We start from the raw sequence: 22,001 nt of genomic DNA, 5'->3' as shown, positions 1-22,001 counted from the left end.
ACTCATGCCCCAGTTTCTGAAAGACTTCTTCAATCGCAACGGCACCGGCATGGGAGTGGCGATCCTGGGTCTGGTTCTGTTCTGGACCATCGGCCTGATCATCCTTCCGCAGCTGTCGATGTTGGACTTCTCGTTCCGTCCGAACCTGCCGCCGCCAGAGATCGGCGGACCCAAAGACGTATATACGCTAGAGAACTACAAATATCTGATTTATGGCCCCGAAGGCGGCAGTCAGGACTACAACACCGTTGATCTGAGGGTGTTTTTCCGAACTCTTGTGGCTGCGGTTTTTGTGACGGTTTTCAACCTGATCATCTGCTATCCGATTGCCTATTACCTGGGTCAGGCCGAAGGTAGCCATATTCGTATCTTTGCGATCATGCTGATCATCCCTTACTGGATCAACGAAATCCTGCGCGCCTTTGCGCTACGCATCATCTTTGGGGAAACAGGTGTGTTGAACACGTTGTTCACGGGACTGGGCATCTGGGATACGCCGTTCGACTTCATTCGCAATGACATCGCGCTCTATGCGGGTCTGGGATACGCCTACATTCTGCTGATGATTTTCCCGATGTATAACGTGATTGAAAGTCTGGACAAAAACCAGATCGAAGCAGCACGCGACCTTGGGGCGCCGTGGTGGCGGATACATTGGCGTGTGGTCATTCCTTATGCCAAGCCGGGGATCAGCTCGGGCTGTACCATGGTCTTCATGTTGTCCGCCGGTGCGTTGGCTGCGCCGCAAATTCTGGGCGGGCCGTCCAGTTTGTGGTTCACCCAACTGATCTATCAGCAATTCAATGACAACAACGACTGGCCACAGGGCGCCGCCTACGCAATCGTTCTGTTGGTCACTTGTATTCTGTTCGTACTGGCCATGATGCGCCTGTTCAAAGTGAACATGGGGGATATCGGGAAATGAACAATTCCTTCCTCCGTATAAGCATCTGGGTCTATCTGGCGATCTTCTTCCTGTATCTGCTGGGCCCGCTTGTGATCATGTCGATCACCGCGTTCAACTCGTCCGGGTTCCCCCGGATGAGCCCATGGGAATGTCTGACATTCCAATGGTTTGGTGAATTGTTTCAGGATCAGCGAATCCTGAACGGTATCAAGAACTCGCTGATCATCGGAATTGGCACAGTGATTCTGTCCGTGGCGATGGGTTTGGCGGGCGCGCTGATGCTGACCCAGATCTGGCCGAAGCTTCGTGCGACCTACTATACAGTCATCATCGCTCCGATCCTGATCCCCGGTGTGGTTCTTGGTATCTCGACGCTGGTCTTCTGGGACCGGATCAACCGGATGCTGGGGCTGGGTGCAGACAGCTTTCTGTCGAACGGTATTTTCCTGACGGTGATCGGCCAATCCACCTTCATCGCCAGTTACTGTATGCTGGTGCTGGTGGCGCGGTTGCAGCGTTATGATGTCGCCCTGACCGAGGCTGCGCTGGACCTTGGGGCCAGCCACGCTCAGGCTTTCCGCAAAATCCTGCTGCCGTTCATGCGCCCGGCGATTGCCTCGGCGGCGGTGCTGGCATTCTTGGCTTCGTTCGAGAACTACAACACCACCACTTTCACCTTTGGTGAATACCCGACGCTGACGATTGAGCTGGCTCAGAAGGTTCGCTACGGCATCACGCCTGCGATCTCGGCGCTGGCATTCATCATCGTTGCGCTGACGGTTTTCTTCGCTCTGCTTAACGAAGCCAAGCTGAAACGTCAGGAACTGGTGGCCGCGGCGCGTAAGAACGCAACGGTCGAGGAACTGGCTGGAAAGATCAAGCTGCCCAGTTTCTTTGCCGGTAACATGGCCGCCGTGTTGTTGGTCGCATTTGCGGTTGCAACGATCATTGTTATCGGCACAGCGGCGACCTACAGTCCGGCGCAATGCATTGCCGATGTTCGCGAGCAAAAACAGCTGGAAGCGGAACAACGCATTCAGGAACTTCGCAAGCAGCGTGAGGAACGCCGCAAACAGCAGGAGGCGGAAAAAGCCGGGCAGGGTGATGCCCAAACCGCGCCAAAGCCGTCAAATAACAGCGGTTTTGGTAATGTCTTCGCTCCGAACTCGCTGGATGGTAGCGAGAATGAAAGCAACGAAGGTACTTCTGAATCCGAGAGTGAGCCATCCAACAACAGTGGTTTCGGAGGGGTGTTTGACCCCAACAGCCTGAAAAGCGACTAATGCTGTGCTAAGCGGCAACCAACGCAACTGCCCGGACAGGATTCAAATCTGTCCGGGCAGATTGCGCTTCAGGATTTTTACATCACAACCGCCGATGGTCGACCCGTTCCAGACCACCGGTTCAGCGTTATAGTTGATCAGGAACACGTGATCGGCTGTCTCACGCAGTCGCAGTCCTGGCGGCATTGGCTTCAGGCTCAATCCCGTTTCTTCCGCAGCCAGGCCGATGACGCGATCCCATAATATTTCGTTTGGGAAGCCTGCAAGATACCAGAGCCCGTCCCCTGCCATAAGCGCAGGCGCTCCGTCGTCAAAACTCAGAATTTCTTCGGCTGATCCTGAAAGGCGATCAATCCAATGTTGTACCGCGCCGCCACCTCGGACAGTCCGGTTGTTTGCGGGGGGCAGTGTTTCGACCAAATCCACGTTGCAATCCAACCCTTTCAGGCCAGGTCGACCGACGACGGGGATCTGGAAATCACGAGTAATTGCGCCGCTGCGCGGGCCGAGGATTGCCAGATCCGAGTTGTCCGTTAACCTACGCTCCAAATCCGGGTCAATCGTTGCCAGTCCGGGGGCAAGGATCAGTGCATAATGCGCGGACAGGTCATTGGACGAAACGAAATCAATCGACAACCCCGCACGGCGCAATGCACGATAAGATGAGAAGACCAACCGGAAATAATCAAAGCCTGCTCCTTGCGGTAGCGATGTCCAGGCCCAGTCCGAGGGGTAATCAAACAATATGGCAACTTTGGATTGCGCCTGATGCACCTCGCCCAATGTGGATAGCTCATCCGCTGTCTGACGGGCCTCGTGCAAGGCAGGGGCAGGGCGATTGTCCGGTGTTAGCAAACCCGCGTGCATCTGTTCCTGTGCAAAGGGGGCTTGGCGCCATCGAAAGTAGCTCACAACCTCAGCACCGTGGGCGACAGCCTCAAGCGACCACAACCGTACCATTCCGGGCAGGGGTGCCGGGTTATAGGGCGCCCAATTCACCGGACCGGGTTGTTGTTCCATCACCCACCATCGGCCACGGCCTACTGCCCGGTAAAGATCATGGTGAAACGCCTGCATGTCCGGATCGCCTTGCTGAAGAAAGGCGGTCTTGTGGGCTTCGTCATCTTCCAATCGGTCCGATAGAAATCCGATCGGATAACTGTCCCAAGTCGCAATATCCATATCTGCGCCAACCTCGAAATGGTCGAAATCCAGAATACGGCCCATGTAGTTGTGCAACAGCGGCGCATCGGTCAAAGGTCGCAATACATCGACCTGAGCTTTGTTGAATGCCACAACCTGATCTGAACTGAACCGACGGAACGCCAGTACATGAGCGGGGTTAGGCTCGGTTACAGTTTGATTGGGTAAATAAACCTCATCGAAGCTACGGTACTCCATCGACCAGAACACGTTTCCCCAGGCCTTGTTCAGCTGTTCTATGGAACTGTATTGAACAGCCAGCCAGCGCCTGAATGCGTTCAGAGCCGGGGTGCTATAGCTGACGGTTGTGTCGTGACACCCATACTCATTATCGATCTGCCATGCCGCCACATACGGGTTGTGACCATAGCGCTTCCCCAGGACCCTTGCGATACGGACACATTCATCGACATAACCCTGGTGGCTAAAGCAATAATGTCGCCGTGACCCGAATTTGCGCACGTTTCCATGTGCATCCACGGCCAGCATGTCCGGATGTTTGTCCAGCATCCAACGCGGTGGCGTTGCTGTTGGTGTGCCAAGCACGACTTTCAATCCCGCCTCGCCAAGTGTTTCAACCGCATGGTCCAGCCATTCGAATTGCAGGGTTCCGGGGTGGGGCTCCAGCCGGCTCCAGGCGAACTCTCCTATGCGTACCCACGAGATGCCGGTGTCCACCATGCGCGCGGCATCTTCCGCCCACATCGCCTCGGGCCAGTGTTCAGGGTAGTAACACACACCAAGTTCCGGCTTCATAATATGATCCTGTGTTCTGCCTGCCCTCGCCCCGCGTTTGGCATTGCAAAGGTCATGCCGTTGGTGGGTTGGGATTCAATATCCGCGTTGCTCAACCCCTGCCGTGCCGAGGTGCAGAACAGCGTGCCCAAGCCGTCGCCACCAAAGGCCGGGCAGGACGTATGTGACGCGTCGAAGGAAATGGCCTTCAGGAATTGACCTTCGGGCGTGTAGGCCGCGACACGTCCAATCCCCCATTGCGCGATCCAGATGTTGCCGTCGGCATCAACCACCGCACCGTCCGGGTTCAGGCCTTCTTTGCGAAGGTCCAGAAATACCGTGCTTTTCCCTTCGGGCCATCCGCTTTCTGCATTCAAGCTCCAGCGCCTGACCTGCCTGACCGTCGTGTCACAGAAATAGGCCACGGATCGATCCGGTGCAAAACAGATTGCATTAGAAATCGTCACACCCGGCACGAGACATCTGAGTGTACCTTTCCAGAACCGATAGATTGATCCGGCCCCGGATTCAGCCTGTTTGCCCATCGTGCCGATCCAGAAACCGCCCCAAGGATCAGCGCGACCGTCATTCGAGCGGGTGATTAGGTTGTCTGCCTCAAGCGGCGTGACCAGCGCTCGATGCCCTGACTTCAAGTCAAACTGCCAAAGACCCGTTTCTGACGCCAAAAGCAATGTGTCACGATCCACCCAGCCTGCGGCAGACACATGTTCATCGAAATCCCAGCTTATCTGATGTTCGCCTTCGCGCGTCATCATGCGTTTGTTGAGAATGTCGAACCAGAAAAGCTGTTGCCGAGCGGGGTGCCATAGCGGACCTTCGCCCAACGCGCATGGGCGGTCGTCAAAGACCGTACTCATCCTGCCGCCTTGTCAAAGGCTGCCACGATTTGCCCCGCGCGTTCTGCGACTTCGACTGTGTCCATGCCGGGTTTGTACAGCGCTGATCCAATCCCGAATCCATCGGCACCGGCTTTGATCCATTGGTCGAAATTTTCGGGCCCGGCACCGCCGACGGCAAAGACGCGTGTTTCCTTGGGTAATACGGGTCGGAGTGCAGCCAACCCTGCGGGGCCTGCCATGACGCCAGGAAACAGCTTTAATCCTGTGGCCCCTGCTTTGAGAGCGGCAAACGCTTCGGTCGGCGTGTAAACGCCCGGCCAGCTTTGCATCCCCAACGCCACAGACCGTTTGATCACATCAGTATCATAATTGGGTGACACGATCAGCTTGCCGCCGGCATTCCGAACTGCGTCCACCTGATCAACCGTTAGTACAGTACCAGCGCCAATCAGGGCGCGATCTTCGAAAGCTTCGGCCAGAATGGAAATGCTGTCGAGCGGATCAGGCGAATTGAGTGGAACTTCGATCCGGTCGATCCCTGCATCGATGATAACTCTGCCAACCGCCTCGGCTTCCTGTGGTTGCAGACCACGCAGAATGGCGATGATGGGGCGGCTCATGCGATTTGCCTTGTCATGTTGCGCGCCAGCGCCAGCCCGGCCAGGGTTGTTTCGGTGGCGTTTGCAGTCTCAACAAAAGCGCCCTGTTGTCTCAGCGCTGCCGCATAGACCCGCGATACGGCATCTGCGCCGATGATAGCCAGTTGTTGGCCCAGCCAATATGGACGAGTGGCGGCCAATTCAGCACCGATAAGCAGTCCGGACAGCCGTGCGCGCGCGATGTCTTTGTCCTGATCGTGCAGCAGGTCTGCAGCCCGCAAGCCGAACAGGCGCGCAGCCAACTGTTCGGGTTTGGACAATGTATCCGCCACAGCATCTGCAAAGGCATCTTCATCCCATCCTTCACCTATAGAATGCCGCAGAACAGATTGCGCACTTAACAAATCAAAAAGCTCTCCAGTCATGAGCGTCCGAAAGCTCACGATTTCACCTGCGCTGACCTGAACCCATTTCGTATGGGTTCCTGGAAGGCAGAGGACACCATCCCAGTTCTGGCGAGTTCCCAAAAATCCCGCGATTTGTGTTTCTTCGCCCCGCATCACATCCGGTGGGGTCAATTGCTTTAATCCGGGTATGACGAAGGCCCGGATGCGCGGGTCTGTGCTGGGAACACGGACCGGTACTTGCGGCAAGGGCTGCGACGGAACGGTAGAATAAGGTGCTTCGACCCAGCCTTGGCGTGCACCGACCATACCACAGGCGATCACATCGATGGGGCCATCCTTCAGCCAGTTTTCAACAAGGTCCAACAGAGCGGGCTGGAAACTGTCGGCTTCGATACGTGCCATACCTTTGTCGGACTGCGCGCAGTCCAGCACCGTGGCCCCCTGCATGGCCCAGACCCGCAGGTGAGATGTGCCCCAATCGGCGGCGATCCATTCAGTATTCATTGTGTCACCCTGAAACCACGACGCCGCCATCAACCGCCATACACTGACCGGTCATCGCCCGGCTGGCGTTGGATGCCAGGAACAATGTCGGTGCAACCATGTCTTCGGGCGTCAAATGTTCTTTCAGGCATTGTCGATCCAAATGCGCGGCCAAATCTTCGGGCGTCGCCCACATATCCAGTTGTTTTTGCGTCAAGACCCAACCGGGAGCCAGCGCATTCACACGTATGTTTTTTGGTCCCAGTTCGCGGGCCAAAGACCGACTCATCCCTGTAATGCCCGCATTTGACGTCGTATAGATCGGATAGCCTGCATTGCCCATCATGTAGCTGATCGAGCTGAAGTTGATGATAACGCCGCCTTCTTTCATTTGCCGGGCCGCTTCCTGACAGGCGAAATAATAGGCTTTCAGGTTTACCTCGATCATCCAGTCCCAGAACTCGGTCGTGGTTTCCTCAAGTGTATGGCGTTGGTCATTGGCCGCGTTGTTAACCAAAACGTTCAGGGGGCCGTGGGCTTTGGCGGCTTTGGCCATTGTCGTGTGAAGAAGCTGGGTGTCGGTCATGTCACCCTGCATGAACAGAGGTGCGCGGCCGTGTTTGTCGCGCATCTCTTCGACAAAACCGCTGGCGTCCGATCTGCCGATAAAAGCCACATTGGCCCCCTGAGCCAGAAACCCATCCGTCAATGCTGCGCCCACGCCCGAGCCTCCGCCGGTGATATAGACGGATGAGCCGTTCAAGTCATGAAATGTTGCTGGTTGGGTCATCAGTGGCTCTCTCTGGTCACAAGGCGGGTGTCTTTGCCGACAAGGAAATCCAGATCGGCACCTTGATCGGCCTGCAGCACATGATCGACGTAAAGTTTGGCATACCCGCGGGAATAATGCGGCTTGTCTGGTTTCCATTGAGCTCGGCGCGCGTCCAATTCTTTTTCGTCCACCAACAGTTCAAGCTTGCCGGCGCTGGCAGATACGCGGATGCGGTCGCCGGTTTTCACCAGCGCCAGCGTGCCACCCGCCTGTGCCTCAGGGCTGACATGCAGGATGACGGTGCCATAGGCGGTGCCGGACATACGGGCATCCGAGATACGGATCATGTCGCGAACGCCTTCCTTCACCAATCTGGCCGGAATCGGCATGTTTCCTACCTCGGGCATCCCGGGATAACCCTTGGGTCCACATCCCTTGAGCACCAGAATGCTTTTGGGAGTAACCGGCAGATCATCCCGGTCGATATTGGCTTTCAGGTCTTCGATGTTTTCGAAAACGAACGCCTCTCCCTCGGTTTCAAGAAGGGCATCTGTTGCGGCAGAAGGTTTGACGATGGCTCCGTTGGGCGCAAGATTGCCACGCAAAACGCGAAGGCCAGCAGCGGGCTTCACCGGATCGTTGAAGGGGCGGATGACGTCGCGGTTGAAACATTCGGCACCTTCGAAATGGGCCGAGATGTCCTTGTTGAGAACCGTTCTGGCCGGGCGCAGGAAAGGTTTGAGTTCGCTCAACACAGCCGGAACACCGCCAGCGTAACAGAAATCTTCCATCAGGTATGTGCCCGAGGGCATGCAGTTCACCAGAAGGGGAATCTCTGATCCGATTTCAAAGTCCTTGAGCGTCAGGTCAACGCCCACGCGACCTGCGAGTGCCAGTAGATGCACAACGGCATTGGTCGATCCCCCAACGGCTGCATTGGCGAGGATTGCATTCTCGAAGGCTTCCCTGGTCAAAATGTCCGATGGTTTCAGGTCTTCGTCGACCATTTCGACAATCCGCTTGCCGGTCAAATGGGCTAGGGCCATGCGGCGGGCGTCAACGGCGGGCAGGGCGGCATTGGTGGGCAGGCTCATGCCCATCGCTTCGACCAGAGACGCCATGGTGCTGGCTGTCCCCATGGTCATGCAAACCCCGGCACTGCGGGACATCCCGGATTCCGCGTTCATAAAATCCTGAAGGGTCATTTCTCCGGCACGCACGGCCTCGGAGAACTTCCACACATCGGTTCCTGAGCCAATATCCTGACCGCGATATTTTCCATTCAGCATAGGGCCGGAGCTGACAACGATCGACGGCAGATCGACCGAGGCCGCGCCCATCAATTGGCCCGGCGTGGTCTTGTCGCACCCGCCCAGCAGAACCACACCGTCAATGCCATATGCGCGGATCGACTCTTCGACATCCATGGCCAGCAGATTGCGAAACAGCATGGCTGTGGGTTTCATCTGGGTCTCGCCCAGCGACATGACCGGGAATTCGACGGGAAAGCCCCCGGCCTCCCACACACCGCGCTTTACCCCTTCGGCCAGATCACGCAGGCCGGAATTGCAAGGGGTCAGCTCCGACCATGTGTTGCAGATTCCGATGATTGGCCGCCCATCGAAGGCGTGATCAGGAAAACCCTGATTTTTCATCCAGGATCGATGGATGAACCCATCCTTGTCGAGTTTCCCGTACCAATGCTGTGAGCGGCGTTTTGACATTGTTCTGTGATGCTTTTTTTAGGTCTGGGTGGATTTGAGTATTTGTAAAAAGGTGAAATTCAAGCGGCGCGAGATGGGCGGCACCAATCTGGCAGCCAGTCGGCATGGGCAGACAGAAGGTCGTTCACCAGATTTCGAATTTGGCGCAGGTCCAGTTCGGCGGCGGTGTGCGGGTCCATCATGGCTGCATGATAGATATGCTCGGGGTTCTGGTCGACCAATGCCCTGACTGTGAGTTCCTGAACGTTGATCTGGGTACGCATAAGGGCGATCAGCTGCGCTGGGACGTCTGTGATGACAGAAGGCTGAATGCCATTTGCATCAACCAGACACGGTGTTTCGACAGCAGCCCCCATAGGCAGCTGAGGTATCTGGCCGGTGTTTGGCAGATTGCCATAGGCCACGTAGGCGGTGTCAGAGATGATTGCGTTCATTATGTCTGCCGCAAACTCATGGCTGCGAGTGACGGCTATGTCGCGCCCGTCAGTCAGGGTTTTGGCCTGCTCTTTCCAGTTGTTCATCTGTTCCATACAGCGGGTCGGGTATTCATCGAGTGGGATTGAGAATTTCTCGATCAGGTCCGCCCGCCCGTCTTTGATGAACCATGGCACGTATTCTGCCAAATGCTCAGAACTTTCGGTGCAGAAAAAGCCAAGGTGATCCATCACTTCGTAGCGCACCTTGTTGGGGCAGCGCGGCATCAGCAGCGGTGCCTTGGGGATCCTGCCGCTGACATAACCTTGCCGAAGGGCGGGGTATAAATCATGGCCCTGATGCTCAAGCCGCAGGAAGAAGGCGACGTGATTGACGCCCGCGACCTTGTAGCGAATGTCGTCTTTTGACAGGTCCAGATCATGTGCCAGTTCCGCCACCGTGTTCTGAACCGAGTGGCACAGACCGACCTGCTTCAAGGATGGGTATTGCTCGGCCAGTGCCCAGGTGTTGATGGCCATCGGATTGACGTACTGTAGCAATGTCGCATCCGGGCATAGCTGCATCATGTCATGCGCCACGTCCCACAAGACCGGCACAGTGCGTAACCCCCGCATGATGCCGCCTACGCCCAGCGTATCCGCGATGGTCTGGCGCAGCCCGTATTGTTTGGGGATCTCAAAATCAGTGACGGTACAAGGCTGGTACCCGCCAATCTGAAAGGCAGTGATAACGAAATCGGCGCCATCAAGTGCCGCGCGACGATCCGCATGTGTGGATACTGTCGCGTTTGACCCGACGGAACGGACCATGGCGCGGGCTACAGATTCGCTTTCCGTCAAGCGTACGGGGTCGATATCCATCAGCGCAAAATGACTGTCCGCCAGAGCAGGCGTTAACAGAACATCCCCCACGATGTTCTGCATAAAGATCGTGGAACCTGCTCCGATAAAAGTTATCTTTGTCATTTTACAGCTCCGAGGGTCAGGCCCGCGATAAAGTGCTTTTGCATCAGGAAGAACATGGCAACCGGCGGCAGCGCTGCTACGATCGAGCCCGCGCTCATTAATTGGTAGGCGGCGCGGAACTGGGCGTTGAAACTGGTGATGCCTGCCGTGACAGGTTGGCTTTCCGCGCCCTGTGTCAGGACGACCGCCCAGAAGTAATCGTTCCAGATGAAGGTAAAGATCAGCACGCTGAGTGCGGCTATTGCGGGTTTCATCAACGGCAGCACCACGTACCAGAAGATGCGCCATTCGCTGATACCCTCGACCCGCGCGGCCTCGATTAATTCAAAGGGCAGGGCCCGGATAAAGTTGCGCATGAACAATGTGCAAAAGCCGGTCTGGAAGGCGATGTGGAACAAGACGAGGCCGGTTTTTGTGTTGTAGAGGCCTAAATCCAGTGTCAGGTCGCGCACAGGCACCATCAGGATCTGGAATGGCACGAAATTGCCGGCTACGAACATAAAGAAAATCCATAGGTTCGATTTGAATTTGTAGATGCCTAGTGCAAAGCCGGTCATGGAACTGAGAGCAACGGCACCGATTACCGTAGGAATGGTGATCATGAAAGAGTTCAGCAAATATCGCGGCATGTCCGAGTTGAAGAACACCAGCCCGTAATTGACTGCACCTTCAAAACTGGATGGCAAGCCCCAATAGTTGGCGTTGGTGAAATCCGCCGCTGGTTTGACCGAAAACAGAGCCACCGCCAGCAGGGGCCCCAGCCACAGCAACAATGCAAGTGGCAGCATCGCCTGATAGGTGATCTGCGCGGCGCGAGGTTGTTTTTCGATGGGTTTGGGAAACATCTCAGTGCCCTCTTTCTTCGCGATACATCGACCAGAGGAAATAGGCGATGAAGCAGAGCATAATCAGGAAAAGCACCACAGCGATTGCCGCGCCATACCCCATGCGGAAGCCATATTCAGATAGGGCGACTTCGAACATGTAATAGGCCAGCACGCGGGAGGATCCGAACGGCCCGCCCTGTGTCATGATTGAGATCAGGTCGAAACTGCGCAGCGCTCCGATGATTGTCACGACGAATGCAATGAAAGTCGCCGGGCGCAACTGCGGCAGAATGATGTGCCACAGCATTCTCAAGCCTTTGGCACCGTCCAGGCGCCCGGCTTCGATCTGTTCGGGGTCGACGGCATTCAGACCGGTGAGGTAGAGGATCATGCAATAGGCGGTTTGCGGCCAAAGGCCCGCGACGATGATGCCGTAGGTGACCAAACGTTCGTCGCCCAACACATTCAAGGGGCCTATTCCAAATAAGCCAAGAAGCTCATTCAGAAGACCAAAAGTCGGGTCGTAAAACCACGTGAATACGAGGCCAACGACAACCTGAGAAATGACAAATGGAAAGAAAAACAGCGATTTGTAAAGGCGGATACCCCAGACTGTCTGGTTCAGAAACAAGGCAATGAACAGGCCCGCCGGAATGGCCAGAAGGTACAGGATCAGCCAGATCAGATTGTTTTTGAGCGAAATATAGAATGCGTCCCGGTCAACCCATTCCCAATACAAGTCTTCATAGTTGCGCAAGCCCACATATTCAGCGGCCCCCAACCCATCCCACTCGTAAAGTGACAGGTTGAAGGATTGGAAGACCGGAATGATCACGTAGACCATAAAGAACAGCAGGCCCGGAGCCAGAAATAGCCACGGCGCGATGCGCTGTTGGTTTCTGTGGAACCAGCTTTCCTGTTCTGGGGCGTCGGCGGCAGTGGTCATGGGTGTCCCGGATTTTCTTGAGGTGAAGGCGGGCTGAAGCCCGCCCTACAAAGCGGGTCAAATGGGCCGGGCTTCAGCCCGGCCCAAGCCTGATCAGTTGTCGTAGATACGCTCTCGCGCGCGTTCCAGCTTGGCCAGAATACGGTCAACATTGTCTGGTTTAACCATGAATTCCTGGAAACCTTCCATTGACACTTTGGCCATTTCAGCCGGTGCGTCGCGGTCCCAGAACTGAGCCACTCCGCCGGGGCTGTTGGTCGAGAGCATCGAAAAGCCCTGCTGCAGGAACTTGTCATCATCCACCGAAGATTGCGCGTTCACCGGCAGCTGACCGAGGTTTGACCCATTGTTGATCTCGGTCTGTTCGTCCGCCGAGACAACAAAGCGCAGGAATTCACGCGCTGCTTCTTTGTTCGAGGCATTCGCCGGGATATGGAATGTATCGGTCGGCGCGTCTTCAGCCAGTTCGACATCAGGATTGATCGACACGAATTGGTAGAAATCCAGCTGATCGTCTGTCAGCCCTGCTTCACGCAAAGGCGCGACTGCGAAGTTGCCCATCAGATAAGCAGCGGCCTCTCCGTTGACCATGAATGGCAAAGCCTCCTGCCAGCTATAGGTCTGATGGTTATCAATGAAGGCCCCCATGTCGATCAACTGCTTCCAGTTGGCAAAGGTCTGCTTGACCCGGTCATCTTCCCAGCTGATTTCACCATTGGCCAGCTGGTTGTGAAAATCAAACCCGTTGGTGCGCATGTTCAGGTAGTCGAACCAGCCACCAGCGGTCCACAGGAACTTGGTGCCGATAGTATAGCAGGCGCGGCCGGAATCGACGATCTTCTGACAGTTTGCCAGCTCTTCTTCCCACGTCGTCGGTTCGCTGAGGCCCAGCTCATCAAAGATATCTTTGCGGTAGTAAACGCCCCACTGGTAGTAGGTATAGGGCACGCCCCATTGTTTGCCGTCTATGGTCATAGCGCCTTTGGTCGAAGCCAGGTTCTCGGCAATTTCGGGCTCGGCCCACAGGTCTGATACGTCTTCAAACAGGCCAGCCTCGACATACGGCTTCATACGGTTGGCGGCGTACCAAGTGGCCACGTCAGGTGTGTCAGCCGTCAGAAAGTTGCGGATCTGGGTCTTATACGCCTCGCGGTCGATAACCGTGGTTTCAATCTCCAGGCCGGGGTGCTGCGCTGCAAACCGTTCGATCATCGCTTCCATCGTTGCGCGCGGGGCCGGGTTTGACGTGTCCAGGAATATCCGAAGCTCTCCGGTCAGGTCAGCCGCCGCCGGTGCCGCCATAGCAACGCCAAGTGCCAGCGCAGCGGTTGTGCGCTTGAAAGTGGAATACATGGTTTCCTCCCTGTTGTCTCCACGCAAGTTTCAAATAATGAAACCTAGTTTTATATATTGAAAACTACACATCGACTCGGTTAGTCTTGTCAAGACCCTCGTGCAAACTGCGATGGGCAAGCGGAGGAGAACGGACGCCCGTGTCAGGTGACGGAACTATTGGCAAAGCATGTGACGTGCTGGATCAGGTCGCCGCATTTCAGCGCCCTGTGCGATTTTCGGAATTGCTGGACGACAGCGATTTCCCGAAAGCAACACTGTATCGGTTTTTGCAATCATTAACCAATCAGGGAATGCTATGTTACGACCCCGAGCGCCAAACCTACGCGCCGGGTATGCGTTTGGTACGGCTTGCGCATGCAGCCTGGACCCAAAGCTCACTGGCCCCTATCGCACGTCCGTTTCTCGATATTCTAAGCCAGGAAACCGGCGAGACCGTGCATTTGGCGCAGCTCGATGCAGGTCAGGTTCTATACGTTGATAAACGCAACGCAGCGCAACCGATCGAGATGTATTCTCAGGCGGGTAAGGTGGGCCCGGCCTACTGCACGGGCGTCGGCAAGGCGATGCTTGCATTTCTGGATGAGGGAGACCTTAACCGGGCAATTTCGCAGCAGAGTTTTCACCGCTTTACCGACAAGACCCTGACGTCGGACAATGATCTGCGCACCGATCTTGATCGAATTCGCAGCAAGGGTTTTGCCGTTGATGACGAAGAACATGAACCCGGAATTATCTGCGTTGCCTGCCCCATTCTGACAACAAGCGGACGGGTCCTAGGCGCAATCTCGGTAACCGGCTCGACTCAACGAATGGATTTTGAACAACTCGAGGCATGGGTGCCTCGTGTGCGGCGGGTGGCTGAACAAATCAGCACCGAGGCACAGGCTTGGCGTTTCCCTGAAACGCGACCAGACCTCGGCAATGACAGGAAGCAAGCGACATGACAGGTGTAACTCTGAACCAGGCAATCAAGCGGTACGGCCAGACGCAAGTCATTCACGGCATCGACTTGCAGATCGAAGATGGTGAATTCTGTGTTTTCGTTGGCCCTTCGGGATGTGGCAAATCCACATTGTTACGGATGATCGCGGGTCTTGAAGAAACGTCGGAAGGCGAGATCCACATAGGGGCGCGGGACGTAACCCACATGGACCCGGCTAAGCGCGGCGTGGCGATGGTGTTCCAGACCTATGCGCTTTATCCACATATGACCGTAGCGGAAAACATGGGCTTTGGGCTGCGCATGAACGGCATCCCAAAGGCAGAGATCACCAGAAAAGTGCAGGAAGCCTCGAACATTCTGAAGCTTGACCAGTACCTCAAACGCAAACCCAAGGCCCTGTCGGGTGGTCAGCGGCAGCGGGTTGCGATTGGCCGTGCCATCGTTCGTGGCCCCGAGGTTTTTCTGTTTGACGAACCTTTGTCCAATCTGGACGCCGAGTTGCGCGTGGAAATGCGTGTCGAGATCGCGCGCCTTCATCAGGAAATCGGCGCGACCATGATTTACGTGACCCATGATCAGGTCGAAGCCATGACCATGGCCGACAAGATCGTCGTGCTGCGGGATGGTCGTGTTGAACAGGTTGGCGCTCCGATGGATTTGTACCGCGATCCCGACAACCGGTTTGTCGCAGGTTTTATCGGTTCGCCTGCAATGAACTTTCTGGAATGTGAGTATGAGGACGGCCTAGTCTCCCATCCCGCACTTAGCAAGCCCTTGCCCGTTTCTGTGGCTATACCCTCTGGTCGGACCAAGGTGACATTGGGCATGCGGCCCGAGCATATTCAGATTGACCGTTCGGCCGATGCCTGCACCGTGGACCTGACCGAAGCCTTAGGCGGCGTGTCCTATTCCTATTTACGGACGCCAAATGGTGATAAGCTGATCATTGAGGAACGGGACGATCAACGAAGCAGAACCGGGGATCGGATCGGCATCGCCATACAGCCAGATCGTGTGATGTTTTTTGATCCAGAGACCGGGCAACGGTATCGTTAGTCACGACCTTCCAGCCCACGGGCAGTCTTACCCGTCCCAAGAGTTGCACGACACTTTATCTGACCCGTGGCAAAACGCGCGGGCAGATGCGATTGATTCCAAGTCAAACGTGATTTAAGGGAAGCCCTGTCAAAACAGAGTCACCCAGGGGCTGTATCGTGGTTTAGCCCCTCTCACGCCGCGCAATTGTGGTTGCAACTCTTGGATCGCACGCCCCGAAAGGCTTAAAAAAGGTAAAAGAATATGGCAGATAAATCGAACTTCGACATATTGTATACCATTGTAGACGAAGCGCCAGAACTGGCCAGCGCTTCGTTCCTGCCCATCATCCGCAAGTTCGCATCTGCTGCTGGCGTCCGCGTTGGCACCAAAGATATTTCTCTGGCGGGACGTATTCTGGCAGCATTCCCCGAGAACCTTACCGACGATCAGCGTGTAAGCGACGATCTGGCTGATTTGGGCGATCTGGTGAAGACACCTGATGCCAATGTCATCAAGCTGCCAAATATCTCTGCCTCGGTTCCACAGTTGGTTGCGGCCGTCGAAGAGCTGCAATCGCAGGGTTACGACATTCCGACCTACCCTGCAGAACCTGCAACGGATGAGGAAAAGACGATCCGCGCCCGTTATGACGCGATCAAAGGTTCTGCTGTTAACCCGGTTCTGCGCGAAGGGAACAGTGACCGCCGTGCGGCGCGTGCCGTGAAAAACTATGCCCAGAACAACCCGCATTCGATGGGCGAATGGGCGTCGGACAGCAAGACCAAAGTGTCGTCCATGCCGGCCAGTGATTTCTATGCAAACGAGATTTCGGCCACCATTACCGCAGCACAAGCAGGCGATGCGACAATCGAATTTGTGGGCAAGGATGGTGACGTCACCGTTCTGAAAGACGGCTGGTCGCTGGAAGAAGGAACCATAGCCGACGCGACTTTCATGTCGGTCAAGGCACTGTCTGCGTTCCTTTCAGATGCCATTGAGGACACCAAAAAAGACGGGACCATGTTCTCGCTGCATATGAAAGCCACGATGATGAAGGTTTCAGACCCGATCATCTTTGGATATGCGGTCAAAGCCTGGCTGGCCCCCGTGTTCGAAAAGTTCGGCGCGGAACTGGATGCGTTGGGTGTGAACCCAAATTCCGGTTTGGGGGCGCTGCTGGAGCGCGTACAGGGTCACGCCGACATCATGACGGCCATCGACGCGATCAAGGCGGACCGCCCGTCCATGTATATGGTGGATTCGGACCGCGGAATCACGAACCTGCATGTCCCATCGGATGTAATCATTGATGCCTCAATGCCTGCAGTGATCCGCGCCGGGGGTAAGGGCTGGGATGAGACGGGTGCCAAAGGTGACACCAACTGTGTGATCCCTGATCGCTGCTACGCGACCGTCTATGATGAGGCCATTAAGTTCTTCAAAGCCAATGGCGCGTTGAACCCGTCCACTGCCGGAGCCGTGGCGAACGTGGGCCTGATGGCTCAGAAAGCCGAGGAATACGGTTCGCACCCGACAACTTTCGAGGCACCGGCGGATGGTACAATCCGCATCGTTCTGGCCAATGGTGAAACGTTGCACAGCCACGGTGTTGAGGCCGGCGATATTTGGCGCGCCTGCACCGTCAAAAAGGCGCCAATCGAGAACTGGATTCAGTTGGCCATGGACCGTCAGCGTCTGACGGGTTCCGAGGCGATTTTCTGGTTGGACGCAAACCGGGCCCATGACGCAGAGCTTATCAAATATGTCAAACCGGCGCTTGAGGCCGCTGGGGTGGCCGACAAGTTCCTGATCATGGCCCCGCGCGAAGCGACCCGTCAGTCGTTGGAGACGATCACAGCAGGTAATGACTCGATTGCCATCACCGGCAACGTGCTGCGGGATTATTTGACTGACCTGTTTCCAATCCTGGAACTGGGTACCTCGGCCAAAATGCTCTCCATCGTCAAATTGATGAACGGTGGCGGTTTGTTCGAAACTGGAGCCGGTGGTTCGGCGCCCAAACATGTGCAGCAGTTGGTCGAAGAAAATCACCTGCGCTGGGACTCGATGGGTGAGTTCTGTGCGTTGGGTGAATCGCTGAACTTCCTTGCTGACAGCAAAGGCAACGAGAAAGCGGGCATTCTGGGTGCGGCGGCCGAAGCAGCGACGCAGGGTATTCTGGACAACAACCGCTCACCCAGCCGCAAAGTTGGTCAGCCGGACAATCGCGACAGCCACTATTGGTTTGCACGCTACTGGGCTGAGGCTTTGGCCGCCCAGTCCGAAGATACGGAACTGGCTGCCGAGTTTGCATCGCTGGCCAAGGATCTGGCCGTCAACGAAGGGCAAATCCTGTCGGAGTTGGCCGCAGCGCAAGGTCAAGCTGCGGATTTGGGCGGTTACTATCACACCGATCCGGCCAAAACGGCAGCGGTTATGCGGCCCAGCACAACGTTGAACGCAATCATCGGCTAATCGCTAACGGCAAAACAGGTGATCCTTTGCCTGTTCAAAACACGGAAAGGGACCGGCACAGTTGTGCGGTCCCTTTTTTGTATCGTCGACACTGTCACGGAAAGTGGGTCGAGAAAAGTATTATTCATTTACAATGCTTTATAATGAATTTGTTTGTACTTACGGGATTCCCCTAATAGCACGGCAGCTCTGACTGTTTTAAACCTTGGATAACACAGAATTTCACTGGTGATGCCTCAGGGCCTTATCACTCACTCAGAGAATGACCAGCATTTGGGGTGCTGGTCATTTCATTTTGGTTCTCAGAATTTGCTGGGCAGCCAAGCAGTTCAACCATGGTTGAACACGAACACTATATCGAGTGCTCACAATTATACTGGAGATTGGGTCTTAGCCAACGCGCCGGGGTTCTGGGTTGGCAATCGGCGTCTGTGTTCTTTTCGTTCCGTACGCTGCAACACCTTTGTGTCGCAGATAAGACAGGCGACGCGCCTCACGCCGGGCAAGTGCCAGAGATTCCAGGATCAGCGCGCACACGATTGACAGCATGGTTCCGACAAAACCGGATACCGCGACAACCAAGGACGGAATTCGGTCAACCAAGCCAGTTTCCAAAAACTCGCGGAAAACCGATACGAATACGGACAGCGAAGGTAAGAATATCAACAATGCCAAAGACAGGAAGAACGCGATTGGCTTTTCGTCTTTGATCAAAAGGCCAATCATCTTGAGAATTCGCCACCCATCTGAATAGGTGGCCAGTTTTGAGTTCGAATCCGGAAGCCGTGAGACGTATTTTGTCTCAACTTCTCCAATCGGCATGCGCATCTGCATCGCGTGCACTGTAAGTTCAGTTTCAATCTCGAACCCGTTGGAAACCGCCGGAAAGCTTTTGACAAAGCGTCTGCTGAAAACACGATAACCGGACAGCAGGTCGTTGATTTTGCTGTTAAAGAAGAATTTCACCAGCCCGCTGAACAAGGCGTTTCCAAACTTATGACCCCGTCGATAGGCTTGAATGTCGTCGTTCACCCGTGCGCCATTGACCATATCAAGGTTTTGCGAGACCAGCAGATTGATCATTTCAGGTGCTGCCATACTGTCGTAGGTCGCATCCCCGTCTGCCATGACGTAGACATCCGCATCCACGTCAGCAAACATCCTGCGGACAACGTTACCTTTGCCCTGATATGTTTCAGAGTAGACCAGCGCGCCAGCTTCTTGCGCCACTCTCGCCGAGCCGTCCGTGGAATTGTTGTCGAATACGTAAATTACCGCCTCCGGCAGGGCGGCGCGGAACTGCTTGACTGTTTCACCAATGGCAACGGCTTCATTGTAACAGGGCAAGATAACAGCAATTTCCAAACCCGGCCACGACGCCCGTGTCAGAGATCCACTTTGGATATTCAAGGCACACTGTATCATATGTCACTCTTGCTCGCTCGGACGTGTCACTTGAGGGATGATTGCACTTTGTTCCCAAGATGCTGCGCGTATGAGGTATTTCTGAAGCAGATAAATGGCCGAATTTTGGCATCCGATTGAATCGCGCCGATAATTCAGCAAAAGGGGGCCGGTTCAAGAACCGGCCCCAAAGTTTCAGCTGAACCGAGGGATCAGTTCGAAGCTGCGTTCAACTTTGCGTTTTGCTCACGCAGCGTATCCGAGATGATCGCGTACCATTCACCGGATTGACGCATTTCGATCAGACCCTTGTTCATCATAGCGATGTATTCGCGCGCGAACGGGTTGGTGCGGTGCGCAAGGAAGCTCATCGACGACAGTGTGGACACATAGGGGTTCTCAACGATGTCAGCCGAAGTCAAACCCATGTCTTTCATTGTCGATGCGAACAGATCAACTTCGAATGCCGCAACATCTGCGGTTCCGGTCAATACAGCGTCAAGACAATCACGGGCCGAGCTGGGCTGAACCACAGTCGTGTTCTCGCGGTTCAGTCCCTGTTCTTCCAGAACAACCATACTCCAGCCTGCCATACGGCAAATGGTCGAGCCTTCCAGGTCCTTGAAACTGGTCGCGCTTGCGTATTCGCTTTCCGGCAGTGTGAAGAAGCCGCCGACGATATCATAAACCGGGACCGAAGCTACGAATTGAGTGCAGCGAGCTTCGGTTTCAGGGGACCATTCGTATGTACGGTTGGTACAATCAGGAACGGTCCATGCAATTGAAATATCAAAGGCACCAAGCGGCAACAGTGTATCCAGATGCGAACTCCAGTCGTCGACAAAGCTGACTGAATACTCACGGCTGTTTCCTGCCCGCTGAAGGCTGGTCGTTGCCAGACGAGTCATGATGCCCCCGCCATTCAGTGTTTCGGTTGTGAACGGTTCCCAACCGTTACCAGCCACCATTTTGATCGGCGGCGCATAGACATTCGACCGCTTTACGCTGGCGGCGCGCTGTTCTTCAGCGGCGATGATTTCCTGCGCGCTTTGGCCGTTCGGCAAGCTACCGTCTTCACAGGGCAGGGCCAGCACCAGCCCAGGATTAAGAGCCCCCGGGTTTGTGATCGCGTTCCTGTTCGCGTTGAAGATCGGCTGGTAGTTCGAGGTGCCATAGGCGGCGATGGCGATGGTTGCCAATGTGTCACCATCTTGCACGGTGTAGTTCGTGCACGCTTCCTGTGCAGCGGCGGCTCCCGCACTCAGAGCTGTGATGGCAGTTGCCGACAGCGCCAGTTTCTTAATTTTCTCGTTAAACATTTTCACTTCCTCCAGACTTTTGTTTGTCAGGCCAGACGAGGCCTTATCCATTTTCCATTTGGTGACGCAGGGCGGTCGACACGATATCGCGCCATTCGCCTGACTGCTGCATGATTGCCAGACCCTGATTCAGCGTCTCTAAGATCGCTTCCCCATCAGGATTATCTTTATGGGTCATGACATTAAGCGACTTGATCGCCGCCAGGTTGGGGTTTTCGATAATCCGGTGTTTATAGCCAAGTCGTGCGATGGCTTCCTCTGCCAGATGCGCTTCGATTGCCACGATATCGGCAGTTCCGTCCATCACAGCATGAAAGCAATCATCAGGCGATGTTGGCCGCATCAGCTTGATGACGGGTTCGTAAAGACTTACCGCGTCCATATGTGAAAGCGACCAACCTTCCGGGCGGCAAATTGTTGTCCCGGCAAAGTCGGCATAGGTCAGCGTCTGCTCGTACCCCGATCCATCGCGCGCAAAGAATGTATCCACGACTTCATAGAACGGGTTTGAGAAATCGTAGGTCTCACAACGATTGCGGTCACTTTCCGACAACGCTGCTGCATCTTCGCAATTTGGGCGTGACCAGGGGAAGGTGCCGTCAAATGCAAGTGTTGGCATCAAGAGATCCAGATGCGACGACCAATCGTTCACGAACTGAATTTTGTACGCTTGTTCTGGTGCGGCCCGCAGCATCGCTGTCTCAACCAGATGCGTGTAAAGCCCCCGGTTGGGCAACGCTTCGTCCGTAAACGGAGCGTAGTTCCCGCCGGTAATCAACAGCAACTGACGATCACGAATTTCCGGGCGCGTTTCAGCGTTAGCATTTCTGATCAGTGCGGCGGCTTCCGAGCGGGCTGCCTCGATCTCTTCTTTGGCAGCGGCCCGTGCAGCGACGACTGCATCTTCACTTGCCTTCTTTGCCTCAGCTTCTGCCGCCGCGACACGGGCTTCCGCTTCGGCCACGGCTTTCTCCGCGCGTTCTTCTGCCGCTTTTACCAGTTCTGAGGCCATTTCAGCCGCGAGGCGTCCTGCTTCGGTGTCGGGCAACTCGGGTGCGCGCCCGACATCTTCCAGGCAAGGCAATTTCAAAACATCGCCGACACGAATGATATTGGGATTTGTGCCGATAACATCCCTGTTAGCATCGTAGATTGGCCGATAATCTTCGGTCGCGTAAACTCGGATTGCCAATTCCCGCAGACTATCGCCACGCTGAATCTCGTAGTTTGAACATGCCTCTTGCGCTGACGCCGCGCCTGTGGCGGCGGCAAGGGCAAGGCTTGATATGAATAGGTGTTTTCTCATGGGTCCTGTTGCTT

General features: G+C 55.4%; 18 protein-coding genes. 5 read left to right on the top strand and 13 right to left on the bottom strand.

Annotation, left to right across the window (positions count from 1 at the left end; genetic code table 11):
* The first annotated feature begins 4 nt into the window (after positions 1 to 4).
* Positions 5 to 925, top strand: a complete 921-nt coding sequence (locus tag ACR0DS_RS16660; protein ID WP_209597330.1) for an ABC transporter permease — start codon at positions 5 to 7, stop codon at positions 923 to 925.
* Positions 922 to 2,190: an ABC transporter permease gene (locus ACR0DS_RS16655; protein WP_480560244.1), complete on the top strand. Its 1,269-nt coding sequence runs from the start codon at positions 922 to 924 to the stop codon at positions 2,188 to 2,190. Before ACR0DS_RS16660 ends, ACR0DS_RS16655 begins: the two co-directional genes overlap by 4 nt.
* Before the next feature lie 42 nt (positions 2,191 to 2,232).
* On the opposite strand, the gene ACR0DS_RS16650 is transcribed toward ACR0DS_RS16655, so the two are convergent.
* From ACR0DS_RS16650 to ACR0DS_RS16605, 10 genes are all read right to left on the bottom strand, one after another.
* Positions 2,233 to 4,149, bottom strand: a complete 1,917-nt coding sequence (locus ACR0DS_RS16650; RefSeq protein ID WP_480560246.1) for a beta-galactosidase — start codon at positions 4,147 to 4,149, stop codon at positions 2,233 to 2,235.
* The gene (locus ACR0DS_RS16645) at positions 4,146 to 5,006 is read right to left on the bottom strand and encodes an SMP-30/gluconolactonase/LRE family protein (protein WP_480483657.1); all 861 of its coding nucleotides are present in this window, start codon (positions 5,004 to 5,006) and stop codon (positions 4,146 to 4,148) included. The genes ACR0DS_RS16650 and ACR0DS_RS16645 overlap by 4 nt, the downstream gene beginning before the upstream one ends.
* Positions 5,003 to 5,608, bottom strand: coding sequence for a 2-dehydro-3-deoxy-6-phosphogalactonate aldolase (locus ACR0DS_RS16640; RefSeq protein ID WP_480487396.1), 606 nt, complete (start codon positions 5,606 to 5,608; stop codon positions 5,003 to 5,005). Before ACR0DS_RS16640 ends, ACR0DS_RS16645 begins: the two co-directional genes overlap by 4 nt.
* Positions 5,605 to 6,498, bottom strand: a complete 894-nt coding sequence (locus tag ACR0DS_RS16635) for a 2-dehydro-3-deoxygalactonokinase (protein ID WP_480483659.1) — start codon at positions 6,496 to 6,498, stop codon at positions 5,605 to 5,607. Before ACR0DS_RS16635 ends, ACR0DS_RS16640 begins: the two co-directional genes overlap by 4 nt.
* A 4-nt stretch (positions 6,499 to 6,502) precedes the next feature.
* Positions 6,503 to 7,267: an SDR family NAD(P)-dependent oxidoreductase gene (locus ACR0DS_RS16630; protein ID WP_480483660.1), complete on the bottom strand. Its 765-nt coding sequence runs from the start codon at positions 7,265 to 7,267 to the stop codon at positions 6,503 to 6,505.
* Positions 7,267 to 8,973: an IlvD/Edd family dehydratase gene (locus ACR0DS_RS16625; protein WP_480477104.1), complete on the bottom strand. Its 1,707-nt coding sequence runs from the start codon at positions 8,971 to 8,973 to the stop codon at positions 7,267 to 7,269. The genes ACR0DS_RS16630 and ACR0DS_RS16625 overlap by 1 nt, the downstream gene beginning before the upstream one ends.
* Positions 8,974 to 9,032: 59 nt before the next feature.
* Positions 9,033 to 10,373: an alpha-galactosidase gene (melA, locus tag ACR0DS_RS16620; RefSeq protein WP_480560248.1), complete on the bottom strand. Its 1,341-nt coding sequence runs from the start codon at positions 10,371 to 10,373 to the stop codon at positions 9,033 to 9,035.
* The gene (locus ACR0DS_RS16615) at positions 10,370 to 11,218 is read right to left on the bottom strand and encodes a carbohydrate ABC transporter permease (protein ID WP_480483663.1); all 849 of its coding nucleotides are present in this window, start codon (positions 11,216 to 11,218) and stop codon (positions 10,370 to 10,372) included. Before ACR0DS_RS16615 ends, melA begins: the two co-directional genes overlap by 4 nt.
* Before the next feature lies 1 nt (position 11,219).
* Positions 11,220 to 12,146, bottom strand: a complete 927-nt coding sequence (locus ACR0DS_RS16610) for a carbohydrate ABC transporter permease (protein WP_480560250.1) — start codon at positions 12,144 to 12,146, stop codon at positions 11,220 to 11,222.
* A 93-nt stretch (positions 12,147 to 12,239) separates the two neighbouring features.
* Positions 12,240 to 13,499 carry an ABC transporter substrate-binding protein gene (locus tag ACR0DS_RS16605; protein WP_480560252.1) on the bottom strand — a complete coding sequence of 420 codons (1,260 nt, stop codon included), beginning with the start codon at positions 13,497 to 13,499 and terminating at the stop codon, positions 12,240 to 12,242.
* Positions 13,500 to 13,639: 140 nt separating this feature from the next.
* Between ACR0DS_RS16605 and ACR0DS_RS16600 the strand changes: the two genes are divergently transcribed.
* From ACR0DS_RS16600 to ACR0DS_RS16590, 3 genes are all read left to right on the top strand, one after another.
* Positions 13,640 to 14,446: an IclR family transcriptional regulator gene (locus ACR0DS_RS16600; protein ID WP_480507002.1), complete on the top strand. Its 807-nt coding sequence runs from the start codon at positions 13,640 to 13,642 to the stop codon at positions 14,444 to 14,446.
* Positions 14,443 to 15,501, top strand: a complete 1,059-nt coding sequence (locus ACR0DS_RS16595) for an ABC transporter ATP-binding protein (RefSeq protein ID WP_480560254.1) — start codon at positions 14,443 to 14,445, stop codon at positions 15,499 to 15,501. Before ACR0DS_RS16600 ends, ACR0DS_RS16595 begins: the two co-directional genes overlap by 4 nt.
* A gap of 243 nt (positions 15,502 to 15,744) precedes the next feature.
* Entirely contained in the window at positions 15,745 to 17,958 is a 2,214-nt protein-coding gene (locus tag ACR0DS_RS16590) for an NADP-dependent isocitrate dehydrogenase (protein ID WP_480560256.1), read from the top strand.
* Between the two features lie 390 nt (positions 17,959 to 18,348).
* Here the strand turns inward: ACR0DS_RS16590 and ACR0DS_RS16585 are convergent, their stop codons facing one another.
* The 3 genes from ACR0DS_RS16585 to ACR0DS_RS16575 all read right to left on the bottom strand — a co-directional run bounded on the left by ACR0DS_RS16585 (position 18,349) and on the right by ACR0DS_RS16575 (position 21,987).
* A complete protein-coding gene (locus tag ACR0DS_RS16585; protein ID WP_480528775.1) occupies positions 18,349 to 19,305 on the bottom strand; it encodes a glycosyltransferase family 2 protein in 957 nt (318 codons plus the stop codon).
* Positions 19,306 to 19,574: 269 nt separating this feature from the next.
* On the bottom strand, positions 19,575 to 20,681 hold the full coding sequence (locus ACR0DS_RS16580) for a transporter substrate-binding domain-containing protein (protein ID WP_267366224.1): 1,107 nt from the start codon (positions 20,679 to 20,681) through the stop codon (positions 19,575 to 19,577).
* Positions 20,682 to 20,724: 43 nt separating this feature from the next.
* Entirely contained in the window at positions 20,725 to 21,987 is a 1,263-nt protein-coding gene (locus tag ACR0DS_RS16575; protein ID WP_480483670.1) for a type 2 periplasmic-binding domain-containing protein, read from the bottom strand.
* Positions 21,988 to 22,001 lie beyond the last annotated feature (14 nt).

The organism is Ruegeria sp. AF5 (genome assembly GCF_056541905.1).
Note: the sequence above shows the minus strand (reverse complement) of the source record. Positions and strands in the feature narration are given on the sequence as shown.

Bases quoted from the DNA above. Each gene is read 5' to 3' on its own strand.
- ACR0DS_RS16660 (WP_209597330.1), top strand. From the start codon at position 5: ATGCCCCAGTTTCTGAAAGACTTCTTCAATCGCAACGGCACCGGCATG.
- ACR0DS_RS16655 (WP_480560244.1), top strand. From the start codon at position 922: ATGAACAATTCCTTCCTCCGTATAAGCATCTGGGTCTATCTGGCGATC.
- ACR0DS_RS16650 (WP_480560246.1), bottom strand. From the start codon at position 4,149: ATGAAGCCGGAACTTGGTGTGTGTTACTACCCTGAACACTGGCCCGAG.
- ACR0DS_RS16645 (WP_480483657.1), bottom strand. From the start codon at position 5,006: ATGAGTACGGTCTTTGACGACCGCCCATGCGCGTTGGGCGAAGGTCCG.
- ACR0DS_RS16640 (WP_480487396.1), bottom strand. From the start codon at position 5,608: ATGAGCCGCCCCATCATCGCCATTCTGCGTGGTCTGCAACCACAGGAA.
- ACR0DS_RS16635 (WP_480483659.1), bottom strand. From the start codon at position 6,498: ATGAATACTGAATGGATCGCCGCCGATTGGGGCACATCTCACCTGCGG.
- ACR0DS_RS16630 (WP_480483660.1), bottom strand. From the start codon at position 7,267: ATGACCCAACCAGCAACATTTCATGACTTGAACGGCTCATCCGTCTAT.
- ACR0DS_RS16625 (WP_480477104.1), bottom strand. From the start codon at position 8,973: ATGTCAAAACGCCGCTCACAGCATTGGTACGGGAAACTCGACAAGGAT.
- melA (WP_480560248.1), bottom strand. From the start codon at position 10,373: ATGACAAAGATAACTTTTATCGGAGCAGGTTCCACGATCTTTATGCAG.
- ACR0DS_RS16615 (WP_480483663.1), bottom strand. From the start codon at position 11,218: ATGTTTCCCAAACCCATCGAAAAACAACCTCGCGCCGCGCAGATCACC.
- ACR0DS_RS16610 (WP_480560250.1), bottom strand. From the start codon at position 12,146: ATGACCACTGCCGCCGACGCCCCAGAACAGGAAAGCTGGTTCCACAGA.
- ACR0DS_RS16605 (WP_480560252.1), bottom strand. From the start codon at position 13,499: ATGTATTCCACTTTCAAGCGCACAACCGCTGCGCTGGCACTTGGCGTT.
- ACR0DS_RS16595 (WP_480560254.1), top strand. From the start codon at position 14,443: ATGACAGGTGTAACTCTGAACCAGGCAATCAAGCGGTACGGCCAGACG.
- ACR0DS_RS16590 (WP_480560256.1), top strand. From the start codon at position 15,745: ATGGCAGATAAATCGAACTTCGACATATTGTATACCATTGTAGACGAA.
- ACR0DS_RS16580 (WP_267366224.1), bottom strand. From the start codon at position 20,681: ATGTTTAACGAGAAAATTAAGAAACTGGCGCTGTCGGCAACTGCCATC.
- ACR0DS_RS16575 (WP_480483670.1), bottom strand. From the start codon at position 21,987: ATGAGAAAACACCTATTCATATCAAGCCTTGCCCTTGCCGCCGCCACA.